The organism is Paenarthrobacter sp. 4246 (genome assembly GCF_040546855.1).
GTDB lineage: Bacteria > Actinomycetota > Actinomycetes > Actinomycetales > Micrococcaceae > Arthrobacter.
This window is the reverse complement of record NZ_JBEPOP010000007.1, coordinates 119919-136256: the sequence shown is the minus strand read 5'-3', so window position 1 is coordinate 136256 and position 16338 is coordinate 119919. Positions and strand designations below refer to the sequence as shown.

The window sequence follows — 16338 nt, the reverse complement described above, 5'->3', positions numbered from 1 at the left end:
GCCCTTCGGCCCGCCCATAGTGTCCTTCTCATAACGAGCACCCGGAAAATCGCCGGGGCCGCTCCGGAGAAGAGTGCACAACTATTGGGGGTTGGGTCATTGAAGCTGAGTCAGCAACAGAGCATTGCCGCCGCTGTGGATCAGTGGATCACCGGCATTCCGGGGCGTATCCCGGGCCACGTCATTTTTGTCGAGAATCCTGACCACACCGGCTACGCGAAGACGCTGGCCGGCGAGGACTCCACCATCCTGGTCCTCAACGGGGACAACACGGACCCGGGCATTGTGCCCGTCACGGGAGCCTTCGATGTCGCAGGAGAAGAACTCCTGGTGGACGGCACGCTGAGCCTGGAAATCCAGGACTATGTGGCCATCCCGTTCGTGAACCTGGTGGGCGTGACCGTGGTCAGGATAACCACCAAAGAGGACTGGCAGGCCTTCTTCGACGACGCCGAGGAAGCCTGCCGAACAGGCCACTTCGTCCAGCAACTTACCGAGGTCAATGCGGTGCTGGCTGAGCGGGGACTGCTGAGCGGGGCGCCGAAGGACAATCTCCTTCTGGCCAGGCTCCACATCACGTGGGGTGGATCCGTTCTCAGCGGACCCTACGGAACCAAGATCGGCACGGTTGGGGACGCTCTCGCTGACCTGCGGATCAGGTCCATCGCCCTCCGGCCGGAATCCGCCGTTGCCGCGGCCTACTACCCCTGGGACATCTACGAGTCGCTGGCCGCCAAACCGTGGATTGCCCGCTATCTGGCCGCGTTGGACGCCTGGAAGTTCGTAGCCCGCGAGGACCGTGCCGCCACCAGGCTGGTGGGATTCGGAGCCAGCCTCTACGGCGCAGCGCTGCGGGATGGCCTGCCGTCGGCACACGCTCCCTTCATCCTGAAGCAGGGGAACGACCATACCCTCCTGGACGCCAAAACCGGGCGTCTCTTCAAGATCGGTCCAGACGCCGCAGCCATTATCGAAGCCGTTTCCAACCTTCGCGACGTCAAGGTAGCTGCCATCGCAGCAGCGCCGGCCCTCAAAGTCCCAGCCGCGCTCGCCGAGGAAGCCGCCCATGCTGTGCTTGACCGGTTTGGGCAACTCGGTATCGACATTGTTGGTGCACGCTGATGACCGTTGTGCCGATCCTTCCCACCCCCAGGACCCAACTTCCGCTCTGGGTACCACTCGTCTCCCAGCATGACTTTGCAGGGGAAAGCCACACAGCGGTCAGTGCCAACGGAGTCCATGTCACCTTCAACGACGGACGGCAACGCCTATGCGCCAAGAGCGGGCTCTGGAACACCAACCTGGGTTACGGAAACGAGAACATCGCTGAGGCCGTAGCCCAGGAACTCCGCAAGGCGTCCTACCTGCCGCTATTTCGCACGGCTCATCGCGCGGCCATTGAAGCCTCCAAGGCCTTGGTGAACCTGCCGTCCCACAGCTTCCAGCGCGTCCTCTTCTCTACCTCCGGAGGCGCTGCCAACGATGCCGTGATGAAGCTGGCACGCCAGTACTTCGTCCTGGACGGGCAGCCTGACCGGAGACTTGTCGTCGGGCTGAAGGGCAGCTATCACGGGCTGACGTACGGAAGCCAAGCACTGAGCGGCGACGAACTGGGACAAGCCGTGTACGGAGTGGACCGGCGGAACATCCGGCACATCAGTTTTGACGACGACGGCGCGGAACTGGCGCAGCTCATGCACAGGGAAGGCCACAGGGTTGCAGCGGTCGTCATGGAGCCCGTGCTGGGTTCAGGGGCGGAAGCGGTCCCGGCCGCTTTCATCGAAGCGGTCATCAAATACCGGGACCAGCACGGCTTCCTCGTGGTGGCCGACGAGGTAGCCACCGGATTCGGCAGGGTGAATGGCTGGTTCGCGTCGGACGACTGGCCCCAACAGCCGGACGTCATCGTGACGTCTAAAGGACTGACCAACGGCACCAGCGCCTGCGCCGCCCTTCTGATCGCACAGCGGGTCACGGAGACTTTCGACAAGAACGAGTCCGTCTTCGTTCACGGGGAAACGCAGGCCGGCACGCCGGCAACGTGTGCGGCGATCCTCAGCACCATCGCCGAGATGAAACGACTGGACCACAACACCCTGACCAAGCAGGTGGCCTCTGGCCTCAGCAACCTCATCGAGGACCTGCAAAACACTCGAGGCATAGGCAATTCCACGGGCCGCGGCTGCATGAGGGCCATCAAAATGCTGTCCCGCAACGGAACACCCCTTTCATCAAACGGCGTCCTTGCCGTAGTACGGCGCATCCACGAAGCCGGGGCAATCGTGCAAGCAGGGCCGGGACGAATCCAACTCCTGCCCGCGCTGACGTACACCCCGGAAAATTTTGAAGAACTCCATGCCGCCATAAGAACTGGCCTGGCCGCCGCCGAAAAAGATGGGGTCTTCATATGATCGCCGACCACATCTGGCGGACCCGCTGCGTCATCCTCGACGACGGCACGGCGTCCAAGTACATCGGCGGCCTGACACGAGGACGGACGGGATTGGTGGTGGACAGCCACTTGGGAGGACACCGGGACAAGCTGTTGGCCGGCAACCTCAACGGTGCACCGGTCCTGGAGCTGCACGCAACGCCTGTCACCGTGGAAACTGTCCGGACCGTGGGCAGCTTCATCCGCGAAAACGGACTTCAGACCGTAGCCGGACTCGGCGGAGGCTCAGTCCTGGATGCGGTCAAGCTCGCCGCGCTGTTCACCGCAGATCCGAGCCTGGCCATCTTCGCCGAACGCCATGCCAAACGCTCAGGCCTCCTGGTCCTCCCGCCGGTGACCAACCCCAAGGAACGCCCCAAGACCATACTGATGCCGTCCACCGTGGGGACCGGCGCGGAAGTCAGCGCAGTAGCGTGCCTGGACACCGCCGTCGGACGCCGTTTGATTGTCTCGCGTCACCTGACAGGTGACGCTGCACTGCTCGACGCCGGACACTTCGCCACCCTGCCCAAGCAGCTGGTTTACGAGGGGCTGCTTGAAGCATTTCTGCGGGTGGCCGGGACCATGATCGGCAGCCACCACAGCATGTTTGACGACGACGGCCATGCACTCATCAGGCGGATAGTGCAGTTGGGGCAGCAGCTGTCCCGCAAGGATGCTCCGGAGCTGAGGCTGGCCGCCGCCCGCCTGAGCATGGAAACGCACACCGGCTGGGCGCTGATGGGGCGCAACCCTTACGGCGCCAAACACTGGTACGTGGCGAACGAGCTCGCCTATGTCACGGGCGCGCGGAAGATGACGGCGACGGCCTCGCTGATTGGCCCTATCTGGAAGGAAATCGGCGAGGGTGCCGCAGGATGGGGCGATTCCACACGGCTCAACCACCTCTGGAACATGGTGACGGCAACGGAACCTTCCCTGGATCCAGATCCCGGGCGGGGCATTGACGAGTTGATGTGGCAGTGGGGCATCACGGGGCTCCCATCCATCACCGAGGAAATCCTGGTACGCACCACGGACGCGTCCATCCGCAACTGGGGTGGCGGGCTTCCGATGCTGCGAGGCATCGACGCCGCACAGATCCAGCACGTCCTCAACGCTGCTGCGGGAGGACCCCACATCTTGCCAGGCCCCACGGGCAATCTACGAGAGGCAGGAGAGAGGGGGTGAACACATGAACAGCACCAACGCACTCAAGAGCCTGGACCTCCACATCCAGGAGCTGGAGCCCATGGACGTTCCGGATGACTGGGACGAACGCATCAAGGGCATTTCAGCTGGACTGGCACTGGTAGGTATCGCCGTCGCCATCACCTGATCTCCAGCTTGGCAGCCACACCACAGCAGCAGCGAAGGGAGGTGAACGCGAATGCAAAAACAGCTCAACATCTCCATCCAGGAAATCGAGTCGCTGGACACCCCTGACTTCCAGAACTGGTTCATCGGGGTCTCGCAGGGAGTCGCAATCGGCATCATCGCCGTCAGCATCACGTAGTGCCCGTCTGCAGCATCCACACAACAACAAGGAAGGAGGAACCAATGATCGCAAACTCGACGCTCCAGCTGTCCATCGAAGAGCTGGAGAACCTCGACACCCCGGACGATACACCGTGGTACATCCGGGTTGGTGACGTCATCATCATCGCCGGCATCGTCGTCGGAATCGCCGCCACATAGCCGGTGCACGCGGGTGGTGCCTCGTTCCGTCCCACCCGCGTGCATCCCCGGACCACTCTCAACCTCCCGGAGAACACGAGCTGATGAACATCGCAAAAGATAAGACCGCCGACGCCGTTCTGCGGGTCCTGGGCCACGTGGATCCTCCAGAGGATCTTTACAGCGTTTCAGGCTCCCGTCTCTATGACCTTGTCACCGCCAACGACCTGACGGAGCTGCCAGAGATCCTCACCGCTGCGCGCAAAACAGCGGGGCCCATCCTTGAGTTGGCTGCCGGTTCCGGGCGGATTACCCGGCCCCTCCTCACCCTGGGACGTCCGCTGACCGCCGTCGACTCTTCGCGGGAGATGCTGGCCCTGCTCAAGACGAAGGTGGAAACGCAGGCCTTCAACCCGCGCGGTGTTCGGGTGGAGATGGTGGAGGCTGATATGTCCAGCTTTGAGCTCGACGGCGGATACGGTTGCGTGGTTCTGGGCGCCAGTTCCATCACTCTCCTTGACCCGGACGGCAGACGTGCGTTGTTCCGCAGGGTCCGCCGCTGCCTGGGCCCGGAGGGTCGGTTCCTCCTGACCGTCCTGAACGCGGACAGCCACCATGAGTCAGAAGACAACGACGGCGGCACAACAGTTTCGCCGTTGGGCAAGGACTCGTTCCTGATCACCACGGAAAGCCGCGACCCAGCCAACGGTGCCCGCCACGTCACCATGATCCACGTCAGTTTCGGTGAGGGCGGCACGTATCGATCTTCCGCGTACTCCAGCGACATCGCGTTCGTCAGCAACAGCCTCATCGAAGAAGAAATCACTGCTGAGGGCTTGACCATCCTGGAACGCAGGCCGGTCCGCATTGCCACACGAACCCCTGGCCTGGACGACATTGAGCTGTGGGTGTGCGGCGTATGAGCATCGATCCTGTACGGACCCTCGATCCGTCGCTGGGCCTGGTGTCCGAGTCGGCGGTGTACGTTCCCAACGAGGTTGGGCTGTGGCGGACCGCCGGTGTGCTGGCACATGGGCGGGCATCGCAATCAGGGTTCGCCTCCGCAGTCGGGGCCTTTGACGTCAGGAAACGCGACTCCATCACCCGGGGTGCGGGAGAGGCTGTGGAACGGTTTGCGTTGGCCCCGGCGCCGGCGGATTCCGAGCACCTCGTTGCTGAGGCCGGGAGTGTGGACCTGCGGATCGACTTCATCACGGCAGGACTGGGGCGACCATCTGCGCTCGCCTACGAATTTCCCTGGTACCGGGCCAGCAACCTTCTGACCGGAAGGGCCTCGCATATTCCGGCGCCGGTGGTGGACTACTGCCCCGGCCACACGGAGGCGAATCCGTGGGACCGCTTCTTCGATCCGTCTCCCAATGGTGCAGCATCGGGTCCATCGGAGGCCTTTGCGCAGATTGCGGGCATCGGGGAAGTGCTGGAACGGGATGCGTTCCTGGCCGCTTGGCACCAGCGGACACCCTTGTTCAGCTTTGATGTGGCGTCTCTGCCCGAAGCGTTCCGTTCTACTTCGGAGGGGCGGAGCCTCTTCTTGCTCCTCGGGGCGGCGAAGTCTGCCGGCGTCGAACCGTTGTTGGCTTTCATCCCGCAGCACGGCAGCCCGCTGGTAACGGCGGTGTGCGTGATTGCTGACGAGGCCCGTTTTGGTGCGGTAGGGCTCAAAGCAGCCGCCCATCCTGTGTCCGCTTTGCGTGGAGCACTTCAGGAAGGACTCCAAATCCGGGAGCTGTTCCAAACCCGCTCCCGTCCGCAGTCTCCCGCGGCGGTGACGGATGACGATTCCCGGGCCGACTTCTGGACTACGCCCGCCGCCATTCACGGGTTGCTCCGGTGGGTCCGGTCCTTCCATCCGGCGGATCTCCCCGAAATCCAACCCGCGCCGGACGTTGAAACTCTGGTGCGATACCTCGCGGGGAGGGACATCCAAACGCACTGGGTGAGCCTCACCCACAGGCTGCCCGCGGCAATCCAGGAGATGGGCTGGGTGGCCGGAAAAGCGATCTGCCCCGGCACCGTTCCCCTCACCATGGACGAAACCAAAGGACTGTTCCTGCCCGGCCATTTCTCCACCCCGCACCCGCTGATATGAGCAGGCTCAAAGTGCCCACTGACGGGGCGATCGAGTGGCCAGTGCAGCTTTCCCCGTCGGGGTCCATCGATGCGCCGCTGGCGGCTGCCGGCCCTTGGATCGTAGCCATTAACGGTGTGCCGAAAGCGCGCATCTCCGCCGACGTCGCAAATGTCCTCAAAGCAGTGGATGGCAAGAAGGATCCGGCCCAAGTGGCGCATTTTCTCGGGTCTCCGTGGACAGCCCAGGATGTGGCGGGGATCGTCCGCCAGTTGGCGCACACAGGAATATTCGACGGCGGTGCGGCGCCCGTTGCGGTACGACGGGTCCAGTTCAGGCCGCCACTGACAGTGCAGTTCACCCTGTTCAATCCCGCCCCCTTGCTGCAGTTCTTCCGGCCGATGGTGGCGGCCATGGCACGTCCCGGCATGGCCGCGCTGGCCCTGTTGCTGCTTCTCAGCGGATTAGTGGGTGCGTTCATTGCGGGTCCCAGTATGTGGAGGGTCCTTTCGACGCCGCTTCCGGTGGAGGCGTACCTGTACGTGGTGGCTGCGATGTTCGTGTCGACGCTCCTGCACGAACTGGGCCACGGCATGGCGCTCACATACTTCGGTGGGACACCGCGTCGCATTGGGATCATGCTGTTCTATCTCTCGCCTGCGTTCTTCTGCGATGTGACGGATGGGTGGCGGTTGAGCAGCAAGCAACGAGTGCTGGTTGCCTTGGCAGGGCCCTTGGTCCACGTGGCTCTGGGCAGCATGGTCCTGGCTGGCCAAGCGCTGCTTCCTGAGTCATCGGTGAAGGATGCCGCGGTCCTTTATGGCGTCATTTGCTATGCAGTGGCCGTGCTGAACCTCTTCCCTTTCATCAAGCTGGACGGCTATGTGGCTTTGATGTCTGCCGTGGACATTCCCCACCTCCGTAAGAAGTCCTTGGATGCCTTGGCCGATGTGGTCAGCTTCCGGGTCCTCGGATCCCGACGCGCGCTGGGCCGCGGCGGCCTGCTCCCATGGTTTGGACTCGCCAGTTTTGTTGCCGGAATAGCCTTCATGGTGATCGGCTACCAACGCCTGGTGCCGGTCTTCCTTCAATTGGGATTCGTGGGACATCTGGTGGTCCTCGCGGTCCTGTGCCTATTGCTCGTCATGGCACTCAGGGGAGTGATCCGGTTCTTTCAGGCTGCGGCCGCCAAGGGGAGTCCGCGCTGGAGGCGGATCCTGGTGGTGGTGCTGGGGCTTTTGACCGTCGGGGTGCTCCTGGCGATCGTCCCCGTCAGGGCGGTGACCGTAGCTGGGTACACCTACCAGGGCGGTCAGCTGAAGATCGTGATGCCGGTCCAAGGTCCGTCCCGGGCACTGTCCCCCGGAGACACAGTCACGCTGCAATCGCAAGGGATGATCCTTCACGAAAACCTGGGCCGGGCAACCATCGGTGACCAACCGCCGTCGAACTCCATGGCACCGCTGGACACGCTGGTCCCCGTAGCCCTCGCAGGCGACAGCCTTCCGGTGATTGCCTTCTCCGGCCACTTGGAATCAGGAACTAATCTTTCGGCCTCCGGGCGGGCCGAAATAGCCAGCCAACACCAGACCAACCTAGGGGAGTGGCTCTGGGCGTCCATCACCAGCTCACCCCTGTGGCCGGCCGGGCAAGCCGGGCCAACTGCAGACTCCACGAAAGGGCAGCCATGACAATTCACGCCAGTTTTGAGCAGTTCAGCAAAAAACGGGGCGCACGTTTCGCCGTCGAGGGCCTGACGTTTGATGTTCCCGCGGGGCGGGTTGTGGGACTAATCGGCCCCAACGGCGCGGGGAAAAGTACCGCGCTCGCCGGCCTCACAGGTCTGGTGGAGGCGACATCCGGTCGCGCAACTGTATTCGGCGTGGACTACCGATCCCTCCGCAGGCCCGCCGGCAGGGTGGGCGTGAACTTGGACGGGATGGACGTCGAGCCTGGGCTGACGGGGCGTCGGCACCTGCAGATCTGCCAGCTCGCCGCCGGTGTGGACAGCGAAAACGTGGAACGGGTTCTGGAGCAGGTGGATCTGGCCGGCGAAGCCAACAAGAAGGTCCGGGACTACTCGCTGGGCATGAAGCAACGCCTGGGGATTGCCTCGGCGTTGGTTGGTAATCCCCAGTTGCTTGTCCTCGACGAGCCCGCCAACGGACTGGACCCCGAGGGCATTCAATGGTTGCGACGCTTTTTGCGGGAGTTCGCTGGCACCGGTGGAAGCGCGCTGGTCTCAAGCCACCAACTGATGGAACTGGAACAAGTGGCGGACCAGGTTGTCATCCTCAAGCAAAGGGTCCTGTTCCGCGGAACCTTGGAGGAGGCCAAAGCAATTGGTGGCGGCAGCCTGGAGACCGCGTACTTCAAGATTCTGGCGGGTGCCCAATGAACGGTGGCGTATTGACCAGCGGCATCCGATCCGAGCTCCTCAGATACGTCAGCGGATACTCCATCCTGGGCATCGTGGCGTTCAGTGCGCTGGTGCCGTGGTTCGTGGCCAACTTCCTTGGCTGGCCGGACAGTTCGGGTGCTTTGTCGGTTTCGGACAACATCAGGATCTTCTGGTCACTGGCCGCGAGCATTGCGCCGGTCGCCACGTTTGCCGGAAGCTATCTGGTCACCCGCGAAGCCTATTACGGGACGCTCCGCCGCACCGTGGTGACAGCCGGAATGACGAACGTGCTGCTGAGTAAATACGTTGCCGCGGTGGTGGTGGGAATCGGCTCCGTAGCCACAGGAATCCTGGTGTGGGGTGGAACCATCGCCTTCTCGCTGCCACCGGATGTTGCCTCGCAGCTCGTGGCCCCGGAGTCGCTGGGACTGTTGCCGGGGGTGTTGGTGGCCTCGGCTCTCGCTGCCGTCTGGGGTTGCTCCCTGGGGTGGATCTTTCAGCACTACTACGCGACGACGATCCTCACGTTGGTGATTCCACTCGCCGTCGAACTGCCGCTGCTTGCGAACGCTCCGGACATGGCCCGCTGGCTTCCGTCCGGCGCTTTGGCGGGAATCGCTTCTGTTCCCTTTCAGGGCCTACTTGAACCCAGTGCGGCGTTTTTCGTGTCCGTGGGATGGCTGCTGTTCGCAGGCTTTGGCGCCGTGTGGTCCCTTCGCCGGAAGGAGCTTTGACGTGGCGTCCGCATTCCTCTCGGATCTTCGGCGCCCGTGGCTGTGGAAGGGCTCGGGTGTTGGCGCCGCGCTGGTGCTGGGCTTTATGGCCTTGATGCTTGTTGCCGCAGCGCTTGAACCCCGCCCGTCCATGGAGGGCTTCGACGAGCCCTTGGTGGAAGCAGGCCTGACGCTCACGCTGACTGCGGCCGCGGTGGTGGGCTCTTTCGCCTTTACCTCCGACTACCGCACTGGTTGTTTCATCCGCCGGGTTCTCCTGTTCCAGCGGAGTCCGGCGTTCCTGGGCCGGGCAGCCTCTACATCACTGGCTGCCCTGATCAGCGGCGCAGTAGTTGGCCTGATCTTTGTCCTGTCCGGGAAACTACTGGATGAATCGTGGCACGTGAGCTTGACCGTTGTCCCGGCCTTCGCGGGACTTGCCGCCATGGGATCGGTGTGGGGGTTCGCAGCGGGTTCCCTCATCCGCAACCACCTGGTGAGCCTGTTCGGCGTGCCCCTTTCCCTGCTGCTCCCGGAGATGCTGGTGGGACCGGATACGACCTTCTTCCCGGTCCTCGCCGCCGACTGGGCAAATCAAACAGCTGTCAACATACCGGCTTGGGGCTCTTACCTCGGAGCAGCGAGCTGGCTTTTAGTAGTCACAGCACTAGCCTTCGGCGTCTTCCTGAAGCGCGACCTCGCCTGACTGTTCAACCCCTTCCCTAAGGAATACAACAATGAACCGCAAACCCTTGATCTGGCTGCTGTTGGCCCTGGTGCTCGCTGCCTATGCTGTCTCGATCTTTGTCTCCAACCAAAGCCAATCGCCGTGGTCCATAATCACCGGAATCATCATGTCGGCCGCATCAGTGGTCATGGTGTGGAGATACAGCTGGGAGCTCAAGAACAACCGCCCATCGTGACTTTGCCGGACGAAGCCCGCCCCTGACGAAGGAGCTATCTGCCGGGTTTGACCGGTTTTACCACTAGCGCCGAACCACCACCGCGCCTGGTCGGCTCGGCAGCCGCGGTCATCTGTCCGTCCTTGCCAAATTCGATGGCCGTCGCTGCCCCGATCTCCGCCGCCGACGTGAAGGCATCACCCGCCGGAACCAGGTCGTGGCCCAACGACTCCAGTGCAGGACCGTAGGCGTCAATGAAGGCGGGCTCGGAACTGACAGTCGCTCCATTTCGAGGTGCAGCCCGTGGCGCAGCAAGGGCCTCGGAGACTGTCATCCCCAGGTCGACGCGGTTCAGGATGGTCTGCAGCACCGTGGTGATAATGGTCGATCCACCGGGGGATCCCAGTGCCAGGAATGGCTTTTGGTCCTTCAAAATGATGGTGGGAGACATTGATGAACGAGGCCTCTTGTTCGGCTCAATCCGATTGGGATCCTTCGGATCGTAAACCGTGCTGAAGTCAGTCAACTCATTGTTCAGCAGGAAACCCCGGCCCGGAACAACAATTCCCGAACCACCGGTCTGCTCGATGGTCAGCGTGTACTCCACTACGTTGCCCCACTTGTCGGCGACGGTCAGGTTCGTCGTCGAGATGTTCTCTGTATCCGTTTCATTGGCGAGGGGCGCCGCGGCAGCCGGGCACGCGCCGTCGTACGTTTCTATGTTGCCGGGGGCGACAGGTTTGGGAGCGGCCGCAGTCGGATCGATTTCGCAGGAGCGTTCCTTGGCGAACACATCGTTCAGCAAAGTACCGGTGGGGACATTCACGAAGGCGGGATCACCCACGTAGGCGCCGCGGTCCGCGAAGGCGAGCGAGCTGGCCTCGAAGTAGTGGTGCAGGGCATCTGCGGGTTTCATGCCCTTGAGGTTGTAGTTTTCCAGGATGTTCAGCGCCTCGCCCACCGTGGTGCCGCCGCTGCTGGACGGAGCCATGCCGTAGACGTCATAGCCGCGGTACTCCACTTTGGTGGCGTCCTGGTCCAGCGCTTTGTAGTTGGCTAGATCCTGGGTGGTCATGAACCCCACCGGGACGGGAAGCCTGGTTTCCGCGGTCTTCGGCGGCGCCTGCACGGTCTTGGCGATCTCCTCTGCGAGCGGACCTCCGTAGAAGGCGTCGGTGCCCTCCTTGGCGAGCAGCCGGTACGTCGCGGCGAGGTCGTGGTTCTGGAAGACACTTCCGACGGCGGGAGCGTCACCACCGGGAAGGAACAGGTCCCGGGTTGAAGTGAAAGCGTCAAAGCGGACCTTGTTGTCCAGGGTCTGCTGGCGGAAAGTCTCATCCACCACGAAGCCGCGGTTGGCTACCTTGATGGCGGGCTTCAAGGCTTCGCCTAAGTCCAAGGTTCCCCAACGTTCCAGCGCGCGTTCCCAGGTGGCAGGGGTGCCGGGGACCCCAACGGAGACGCCGCTGGTGACCAGGTCGGGCGTGAACTTGTAGGGCTGCTTGGTGGCAGGGTCAATGAAAGCGTCGTTGGGCATGCCGGCCGGAGCGGTTTCACGACCGTCGATGGTGCCCACTTGCTTGGTCTTCGCGTCGTAGAACACGAAGTAGCCGCCGCCTCCAATGCCGGCGCTGTACGGTTCGGTGACGCCGAGGGTGGCTGCCGCTGCGACCGCGGCGTCTGCCGCGTTGCCGCCCCTCTTCAGTACTTCAATGGCGGCCGCGGAAGCCTCGGGATCCACGGTGCTCACGGCACCCCCGTAGCCGGTGGCCGTTGCGTTCTTGTCGGTTGAGCGCGGATCGGCGAAGGCGGGACTGGCCATCGCCCCGCTCGTCGCCGTTAGGGCCAAGGCTGCCGTTACAGCGGCCAGCTGACGTCTCACATGTGTCATGGTTCCTCCCAGAGTTGTTCCAGACGGTGATGTGGGTGGACGGTCCGGTCACCCTACCCCGGGGCGCTGCAAGGGGACAACGGTTGTCATTCGGGTGGGTTTGGGGGTAAGGCGAGGCTCGAGTGAGCCTATTCGTCCGCTCCCTTTACACGGAGATCACCGATGATGGCTGCGGGGGTTCGGAGAACGGGGCAGGCCCAAACGCCTTGGGCGCCTACCAGTTGAGCGGCCATGGGGTGATTGTTGGGATGCCAAGGACACTGGGGCCAATTGCTGTTGGTGGGGCCGTTTTCTTCGATCACCCATTCCTGGACCTGGTCCGCTACTGATACCAACTGTTCGGCCCGTGGTAGGTCGCGCCTGACCGACACACCTTGTCCCGATGAGTCGCGGACGCTGTAAATCATTGCCGAGAGTGCCTGAGGGTCGTCGTTCCAAGCAAGATCTTCGACGCCTGGTTCCTCAAGACCGCTGGACCTCACATCCTGTAGAACGTGCCTGATGATCTCTTCAATCTTTGCTGCCATGGATGCCTCTCTGGCTGGAACCACTACGTCGACGCAACGGTACACCGGGTAGCGAGAAGGTATCGTTCCTAGGATGACGAGGCCAGACGACCAAGACATGCGAGGCACGTTGCGTGAGGCCGGGAAGCCGTGGGTCCATCTCGCGCCGGACTACGAAAAGGCCCGGGCTCGCGAGGACTCGCTGGACCGATTGGTGGAGTGGCCGGCTCAGCGCGAAATTTTGGGAGACGTTTCAGGGCGCTCCGTGCTGGATCTTGGCTGCGGCAATGGGGGGAAGCTCGTTGTACTGGTTCACGACGGAGCCGTTGCCTCGATTGGTGTCGATATCAGCGGGAACTTTGTCGCTGATAGACCCCCAGGCCTGGAACTCATCAACGGCGACTTGTCAGACTTGGCAGCGATTCCTGAACTGGCGCAACGGAAGTTCGATCGCATTCTGTTCCTCCAGTCGTTCGGATACACGCCTGACCCGGTCCGCACCCTCCGGGAGGCCAAATCGCTTTTGAAAGATGACGGCTACATTCTGTTGACCAGAACGCAGCCGATCCGATATGCCCTGGAGCGAGCTGAAGAAAACTCCACGTCGTTGGGTGAGGAGTACTTCTCGGGTACTACGTTCTCCTATCGCAGCGGATGGAATGAACGCATTGCACTGACAAAGCGTTCTTACACGGTCTCTGATTTGCTCAATATCTTTAGTGCTGCGGGCCTATGGATAGAGACCGCCGCTGAACCGCAACTATCTGAGGATGCGGGCCGCCGCCATCCCCACAAGCTGGCATGGATGAACAAGTACCTCGGAATCATCATTTTCAAGCTTCGCTCACTTGACCAAACGAAGGAGTGACGCATAGATACCGCCCCTGAATTCGTCAGATACCAGTCAACACAAGTGAATACGCGCGGTATCCACGTCGGCATATTTGGCCTGGCTAACGGACTGGCGAAGGACGGAAAGCTAAGCGAAGAGGACCATCGTTGGTGGCGGGACGCGAATGCCTGGTACGACTCCGCCTATCCCGATCCCAACCTCGTTGATCCCACAGTTTATGACCGCACCATCAATCTCCACGCCCAAGCGTGGTTCAAGACGAGTGCCGTGCATTTACTGGACAGGGTCCCCGGCTATCTGGCGTTGTTGGATCGCCACGGGGTGCAATGGGAAGAACTTCGTTCATCAACGCCAGGACGTGTCCTCTACGAAGACGACGTTCAGGTGGTGGTGGTACCGAACCGCTGAGTAGGTACCGTGGAGCCATGGCAATCAACTTTGACGTGCGTCGTGCCGAGCCTGCGGATGCGCTCGACATGGCAAAAGTGCATGTGGATACGTGGCGCGAAACCTACCGGGGCTTGATGAGCGACTCCGAGCTGAACGATCCCGGTCTCCTGGAGTGGCGGGAGAAGTTCTGGACCGCAGCGCTGACTGATCCCCGCTATGAAAAGAACAATGTCGCCGTCGCCTTGCATGAGGATAGGTTTATCGGCATTGCCATGTCAGGTCCCTCATCTGATCTTCCTGAGGAGCCGCAGGAGTTGTACGTCCTTTACGCCTATGCCTCGACCCACGGCTCGGGCGTGGGAGCGGCGCTTCTCAACGCTGTGATCAGCCCTTCCGCACCTGCTGTGTTGTGGGTGGCCGACCCGAATCCGCGAGCCCAAGCCTTCTACCGGAAGAACGGATTCATTGCCGACGGAGCGGTAAAGGTCGACGACGGCGTAAGTGACATCCGGATGGTCCGCACCTTGCAAGCGAACTAGCCCACTGCCGGGGAGTTCCGACGCGCAACAACAACTCGGGCGCCAACACCCGTCAGTCCTATGGCCAGGGCCAGCAAAATCGTCGGCAGTGCCGCTCCGTCGGGGCCGAGGGCCCGCCCGAAGACATCGCGTCCCATCGAGAGCATCTCGGGGATGTTTCCTGCCAGCACCCGTGTTCCTAGGACTGATTGGACCGCGGTGAAAAGTGCCGGAAGCAGCCACAGGAATACGAGGTTGAGCACCCAGGCAACGGTTCGGCGGGGCGGCCGGAGTCCGCACCAGGCCAGCGCGCAACCCACCAGAACGGCTGGGACCCATCGCGCAACAGTGGGTACGGCAGCGGGAACGCTGAGGAAGCCCACCGTGCTCACCACCCACACCACGGCCCACGACGTGACCGGGATGGCCATAAGCCCGAAACCGATGGTGGCTTTTGCGGTTGAAGGTGAAGCGATCAGCAATAACGCGAGCAGCGCTGCAAGCACGCAACCGATGACGCCGGCCAAAAGTCCGCCGAAGTAGAGGTCCGACAGGCTTCCGGGCAAGAGCCCCTCCCTGAGTACCACGAACGACTGGATGGTGGCGGCGAAGTGCACCACGAGGACTCCGGATAGGGCGCACCACGTGACGAGTCGACGGCGGTCGGGTGACCAGATGCGAACTGCGAGACCCGCTGCAGCGCCGCCAACGGTCAGGAGTGCCAGGATGGTGGTCGCCTCGTACTGGCTCAGGGGCAGGAGGGTTGTCGGCATCTGCGCTGGCATCACCTGCGTTGCCCACAGATTTTGAAGAGGCAGCGTGGCTCCGGTGATCCACCAAGGGGTCAGGCCAAGAACGCCGCCGAGGAGTCCGATCAACCACCCCCACAGAGCGTCCCGGGCGGCCGTGTTCGATGGCGTCCCGGACGGGACGGAGTGCTGTGCAGTTTGCTCGGGGTGGCTCACGAGGCTCCTCGTTTGAGTCTGACTGGAGTGCCCGCGCCTATAGGAGGAGGGCCAACCGCCAATACTACACCGAGTGGACTAATCCGAAGGTTCAAACAACCAACCGCAGCGGCCGCTTCCCCAACTGAACGGTGATCTCCTGCCCCCAAGACGCCGTCAGCCGGTCATCTTCCATGCCGTCGCCGAACACCACCAGCTGATCGGATGCCACGGTAATCCGCAGCACCTCGCCGGCTTCGAGTACGCCTTCGGTCAGTGAGGCGCCCGTGACGGGGGAGGGCCATGCTTCGCGGACGAACCACGCGAGCCGCGGATCGGTGGGTGCCGGCAGTGCGCGTCCGCCGCGTTCCAGGGCGATCGAGGCGCACCAGCCGGTGGCGCCGGTGCCCGTGGAAACGATAAGGCCCGACGACGATTGCCGCTCGGTTTGCCCGCCGGGCTGGGTGAAACTAGGCGCCGTCACGGTGTACTTTGCCGATTGATGTGAGGCGTGCCCGACGAAAACTTCGTTGAGCGCCGAAAGGTGCTGCCCGTCGTCGAGCGTTGCCGTCACGGTGGTGAGGTCCTGGCAGCGCAGTCGCCCTACGTCGCCAGTGGCCAGGAGTGCAGCGGCCGCGGCCGGTGTGTGGCGGACCAGGACTCCGGGGTTGGCGCCGGGCTCCGGGTCGATGCCGATGACCGGCTGCCCGTTCAGGTACTTGGCGACATTTGCCACCAGCCCGTCCTGCCCCACCACGGCGATGATGTCCTCCGCCGTGAGCAGGAAGCGGCTGAGGTCTGCGCGTTCCACTTCGGCCTGCCGCCAGTCGGACGGTACGGCAGCGCGGACGGTTGCCAAGGCTGCGGTGAGGTGGTCGTGACGCTCCTGCGCGTCCTGGATGCTGCGGCCGCGGGTGCTGAGGAAGAACTCGGCCTGGCCGCGGGTGGCGTGCCTGTCCAGGAGTTCCTGGAGTTCGGTCCGCCGGTGGACGATGACGATGCGCGGGGTGGCCATGATGGGTC

The 16338-nt window shown here is 62.8% G+C and carries 20 protein-coding genes; 16 read left to right on the top strand and 4 right to left on the bottom strand.

What is annotated here, in order from left to right; all coding sequences use genetic code 11:
* Positions 1-99 precede the first annotated feature (99 nt).
* The 13 genes from mpaB (at position 100) to ABIE35_RS14665 (ending at position 10234) form a co-directional block, all read left to right on the top strand.
* Positions 100-1122 (top strand): daptide biosynthesis RiPP recognition protein, encoded by a 1023-nt coding sequence (mpaB, locus tag ABIE35_RS14725; protein WP_354516015.1) that lies wholly within the window; start codon positions 100-102, stop codon positions 1120-1122.
* Positions 1122-2411, top strand: a complete 1290-nt coding sequence (gene mpaD, locus ABIE35_RS14720; protein WP_354516013.1) for a daptide-type RiPP biosynthesis aminotransferase — start codon at positions 1122-1124, stop codon at positions 2409-2411. Before mpaB ends, mpaD begins: the two co-directional genes overlap by 1 nt.
* Positions 2408-3622, top strand: a complete 1215-nt coding sequence (mpaC, locus tag ABIE35_RS14715; RefSeq protein WP_354516012.1) for a daptide-type RiPP biosynthesis dehydogenase — start codon at positions 2408-2410, stop codon at positions 3620-3622. The genes mpaD and mpaC overlap by 4 nt, the downstream gene beginning before the upstream one ends.
* A 4-nt stretch (positions 3623-3626) precedes the next feature.
* Positions 3627-3770 carry a daptide-type RiPP gene (locus tag ABIE35_RS14710; protein WP_157731905.1) on the top strand — a complete coding sequence of 48 codons (144 nt, stop codon included), beginning with the start codon at positions 3627-3629 and terminating at the stop codon, positions 3768-3770.
* Between the two features lie 51 nt (positions 3771-3821).
* Positions 3822-3947, top strand: coding sequence for a daptide-type RiPP (locus ABIE35_RS14705; protein WP_256378406.1), 126 nt, complete (start codon positions 3822-3824; stop codon positions 3945-3947).
* A gap of 44 nt (positions 3948-3991) precedes the next feature.
* Positions 3992-4129, top strand: a complete 138-nt coding sequence (locus ABIE35_RS14700; RefSeq protein ID WP_157731903.1) for a daptide-type RiPP — start codon at positions 3992-3994, stop codon at positions 4127-4129.
* 83 nt (positions 4130-4212) lie between these two features.
* Positions 4213-5031, top strand: a complete 819-nt coding sequence (mpaM, locus tag ABIE35_RS14695) for a daptide-type RiPP biosynthesis methyltransferase (RefSeq protein WP_354516009.1) — start codon at positions 4213-4215, stop codon at positions 5029-5031.
* The gene (locus ABIE35_RS14690; protein WP_354516007.1) at positions 5028-6218 is read left to right on the top strand and encodes a YcaO-like family protein; all 1191 of its coding nucleotides are present in this window, start codon (positions 5028-5030) and stop codon (positions 6216-6218) included. The genes mpaM and ABIE35_RS14690 overlap by 4 nt, the downstream gene beginning before the upstream one ends.
* Positions 6215-7888, top strand: coding sequence for a daptide biosynthesis intramembrane metalloprotease (gene mpaP, locus ABIE35_RS14685; RefSeq protein ID WP_354516005.1), 1674 nt, complete (start codon positions 6215-6217; stop codon positions 7886-7888). The genes ABIE35_RS14690 and mpaP overlap by 4 nt, the downstream gene beginning before the upstream one ends.
* Complete coding sequence (locus ABIE35_RS14680; RefSeq protein ID WP_354516003.1) at positions 7885-8595, top strand: ABC transporter ATP-binding protein; 711 nt, start codon at positions 7885-7887, stop codon at positions 8593-8595. Before mpaP ends, ABIE35_RS14680 begins: the two co-directional genes overlap by 4 nt.
* Before the next feature lie 11 nt (positions 8596-8606).
* On the top strand, positions 8607-9332 hold the full coding sequence (locus ABIE35_RS14675; RefSeq protein WP_354516001.1) for a hypothetical protein: 726 nt from the start codon (positions 8607-8609) through the stop codon (positions 9330-9332).
* 1 nt (position 9333) lies between these two features.
* The gene (locus ABIE35_RS14670; protein WP_354515999.1) at positions 9334-10017 is read left to right on the top strand and encodes a hypothetical protein; all 684 of its coding nucleotides are present in this window, start codon (positions 9334-9336) and stop codon (positions 10015-10017) included.
* A gap of 31 nt (positions 10018-10048) precedes the next feature.
* Positions 10049-10234, top strand: a complete 186-nt coding sequence (locus ABIE35_RS14665; RefSeq protein WP_354515997.1) for a hypothetical protein — start codon at positions 10049-10051, stop codon at positions 10232-10234.
* 34 nt (positions 10235-10268) lie between these two features.
* On the opposite strand, the gene ggt is transcribed toward ABIE35_RS14665, so the two are convergent.
* On the bottom strand, positions 10269-12104 hold the full coding sequence (gene ggt / locus ABIE35_RS14660) for a gamma-glutamyltransferase (protein ID WP_354515995.1): 1836 nt from the start codon (positions 12102-12104) through the stop codon (positions 10269-10271).
* A 128-nt stretch (positions 12105-12232) separates the two neighbouring features.
* Positions 12233-12631 (bottom strand): hypothetical protein, encoded by a 399-nt coding sequence (locus ABIE35_RS14655; protein WP_354515993.1) that lies wholly within the window; start codon positions 12629-12631, stop codon positions 12233-12235.
* 73 nt (positions 12632-12704) lie between these two features.
* Here ABIE35_RS14655 and ABIE35_RS14650 point away from each other — a divergent pair, with 73 nt between their 5' ends.
* From ABIE35_RS14650 to ABIE35_RS14640, 3 genes are read left to right on the top strand one after another with little or no spacing between them, the layout of a single operon-like run.
* Positions 12705-13478 carry a class I SAM-dependent methyltransferase gene (locus tag ABIE35_RS14650; protein WP_354515991.1) on the top strand — a complete coding sequence of 258 codons (774 nt, stop codon included), beginning with the start codon at positions 12705-12707 and terminating at the stop codon, positions 13476-13478.
* Positions 13479-13523: 45 nt separating this feature from the next.
* Positions 13524-13871, top strand: coding sequence for a hypothetical protein (locus tag ABIE35_RS14645; protein WP_354515989.1), 348 nt, complete (start codon positions 13524-13526; stop codon positions 13869-13871).
* Between the two features lie 17 nt (positions 13872-13888).
* A complete protein-coding gene (locus tag ABIE35_RS14640; protein WP_354515987.1) occupies positions 13889-14392 on the top strand; it encodes a GNAT family N-acetyltransferase in 504 nt (167 codons plus the stop codon).
* Here ABIE35_RS14640 and ABIE35_RS14635 read toward each other — a convergent pair.
* Positions 14389-15336, bottom strand: a complete 948-nt coding sequence (locus ABIE35_RS14635; RefSeq protein ID WP_354515985.1) for a hypothetical protein — start codon at positions 15334-15336, stop codon at positions 14389-14391. The genes ABIE35_RS14640 and ABIE35_RS14635 overlap by 4 nt on opposite strands.
* Positions 15337-15427: 91 nt before the next feature.
* The gene (locus ABIE35_RS14630; RefSeq protein WP_354515983.1) at positions 15428-16330 is read right to left on the bottom strand and encodes a diacylglycerol kinase catalytic domain-containing protein; all 903 of its coding nucleotides are present in this window, start codon (positions 16328-16330) and stop codon (positions 15428-15430) included.
* Between the last annotated feature and the right edge of the window lie 8 nt (positions 16331-16338).

Excerpts from the sequence above, each read along its gene's own strand:
- ABIE35_RS14655 (WP_354515993.1), bottom strand. The coding sequence starts at position 12,631 with ATGGCAGCAAAGATTGAAGAGATCATCAGGCACGTTCTACAGGATGTG.
- ABIE35_RS14640 (WP_354515987.1), top strand. The coding sequence starts at position 13,889 with ATGGCAATCAACTTTGACGTGCGTCGTGCCGAGCCTGCGGATGCGCTC.
- ABIE35_RS14700 (WP_157731903.1), top strand. The coding sequence starts at position 3,992 with ATGATCGCAAACTCGACGCTCCAGCTGTCCATCGAAGAGCTGGAGAAC.
- mpaM (WP_354516009.1), top strand. The coding sequence starts at position 4,213 with ATGAACATCGCAAAAGATAAGACCGCCGACGCCGTTCTGCGGGTCCTG.
- ABIE35_RS14650 (WP_354515991.1), top strand. The coding sequence starts at position 12,705 with ATGACGAGGCCAGACGACCAAGACATGCGAGGCACGTTGCGTGAGGCC.
- ABIE35_RS14690 (WP_354516007.1), top strand. The coding sequence starts at position 5,028 with ATGAGCATCGATCCTGTACGGACCCTCGATCCGTCGCTGGGCCTGGTG.
- mpaC (WP_354516012.1), top strand. The coding sequence starts at position 2,408 with ATGATCGCCGACCACATCTGGCGGACCCGCTGCGTCATCCTCGACGAC.
- ggt (WP_354515995.1), bottom strand. The coding sequence starts at position 12,104 with ATGACACATGTGAGACGTCAGCTGGCCGCTGTAACGGCAGCCTTGGCC.
- ABIE35_RS14630 (WP_354515983.1), bottom strand. The coding sequence starts at position 16,330 with ATGGCCACCCCGCGCATCGTCATCGTCCACCGGCGGACCGAACTCCAG.
- mpaD (WP_354516013.1), top strand. The coding sequence starts at position 1,122 with ATGACCGTTGTGCCGATCCTTCCCACCCCCAGGACCCAACTTCCGCTC.
- ABIE35_RS14665 (WP_354515997.1), top strand. The coding sequence starts at position 10,049 with ATGAACCGCAAACCCTTGATCTGGCTGCTGTTGGCCCTGGTGCTCGCT.
- ABIE35_RS14705 (WP_256378406.1), top strand. The coding sequence starts at position 3,822 with ATGCAAAAACAGCTCAACATCTCCATCCAGGAAATCGAGTCGCTGGAC.
- mpaP (WP_354516005.1), top strand. The coding sequence starts at position 6,215 with ATGAGCAGGCTCAAAGTGCCCACTGACGGGGCGATCGAGTGGCCAGTG.
- ABIE35_RS14680 (WP_354516003.1), top strand. The coding sequence starts at position 7,885 with ATGACAATTCACGCCAGTTTTGAGCAGTTCAGCAAAAAACGGGGCGCA.
- ABIE35_RS14710 (WP_157731905.1), top strand. The coding sequence starts at position 3,627 with ATGAACAGCACCAACGCACTCAAGAGCCTGGACCTCCACATCCAGGAG.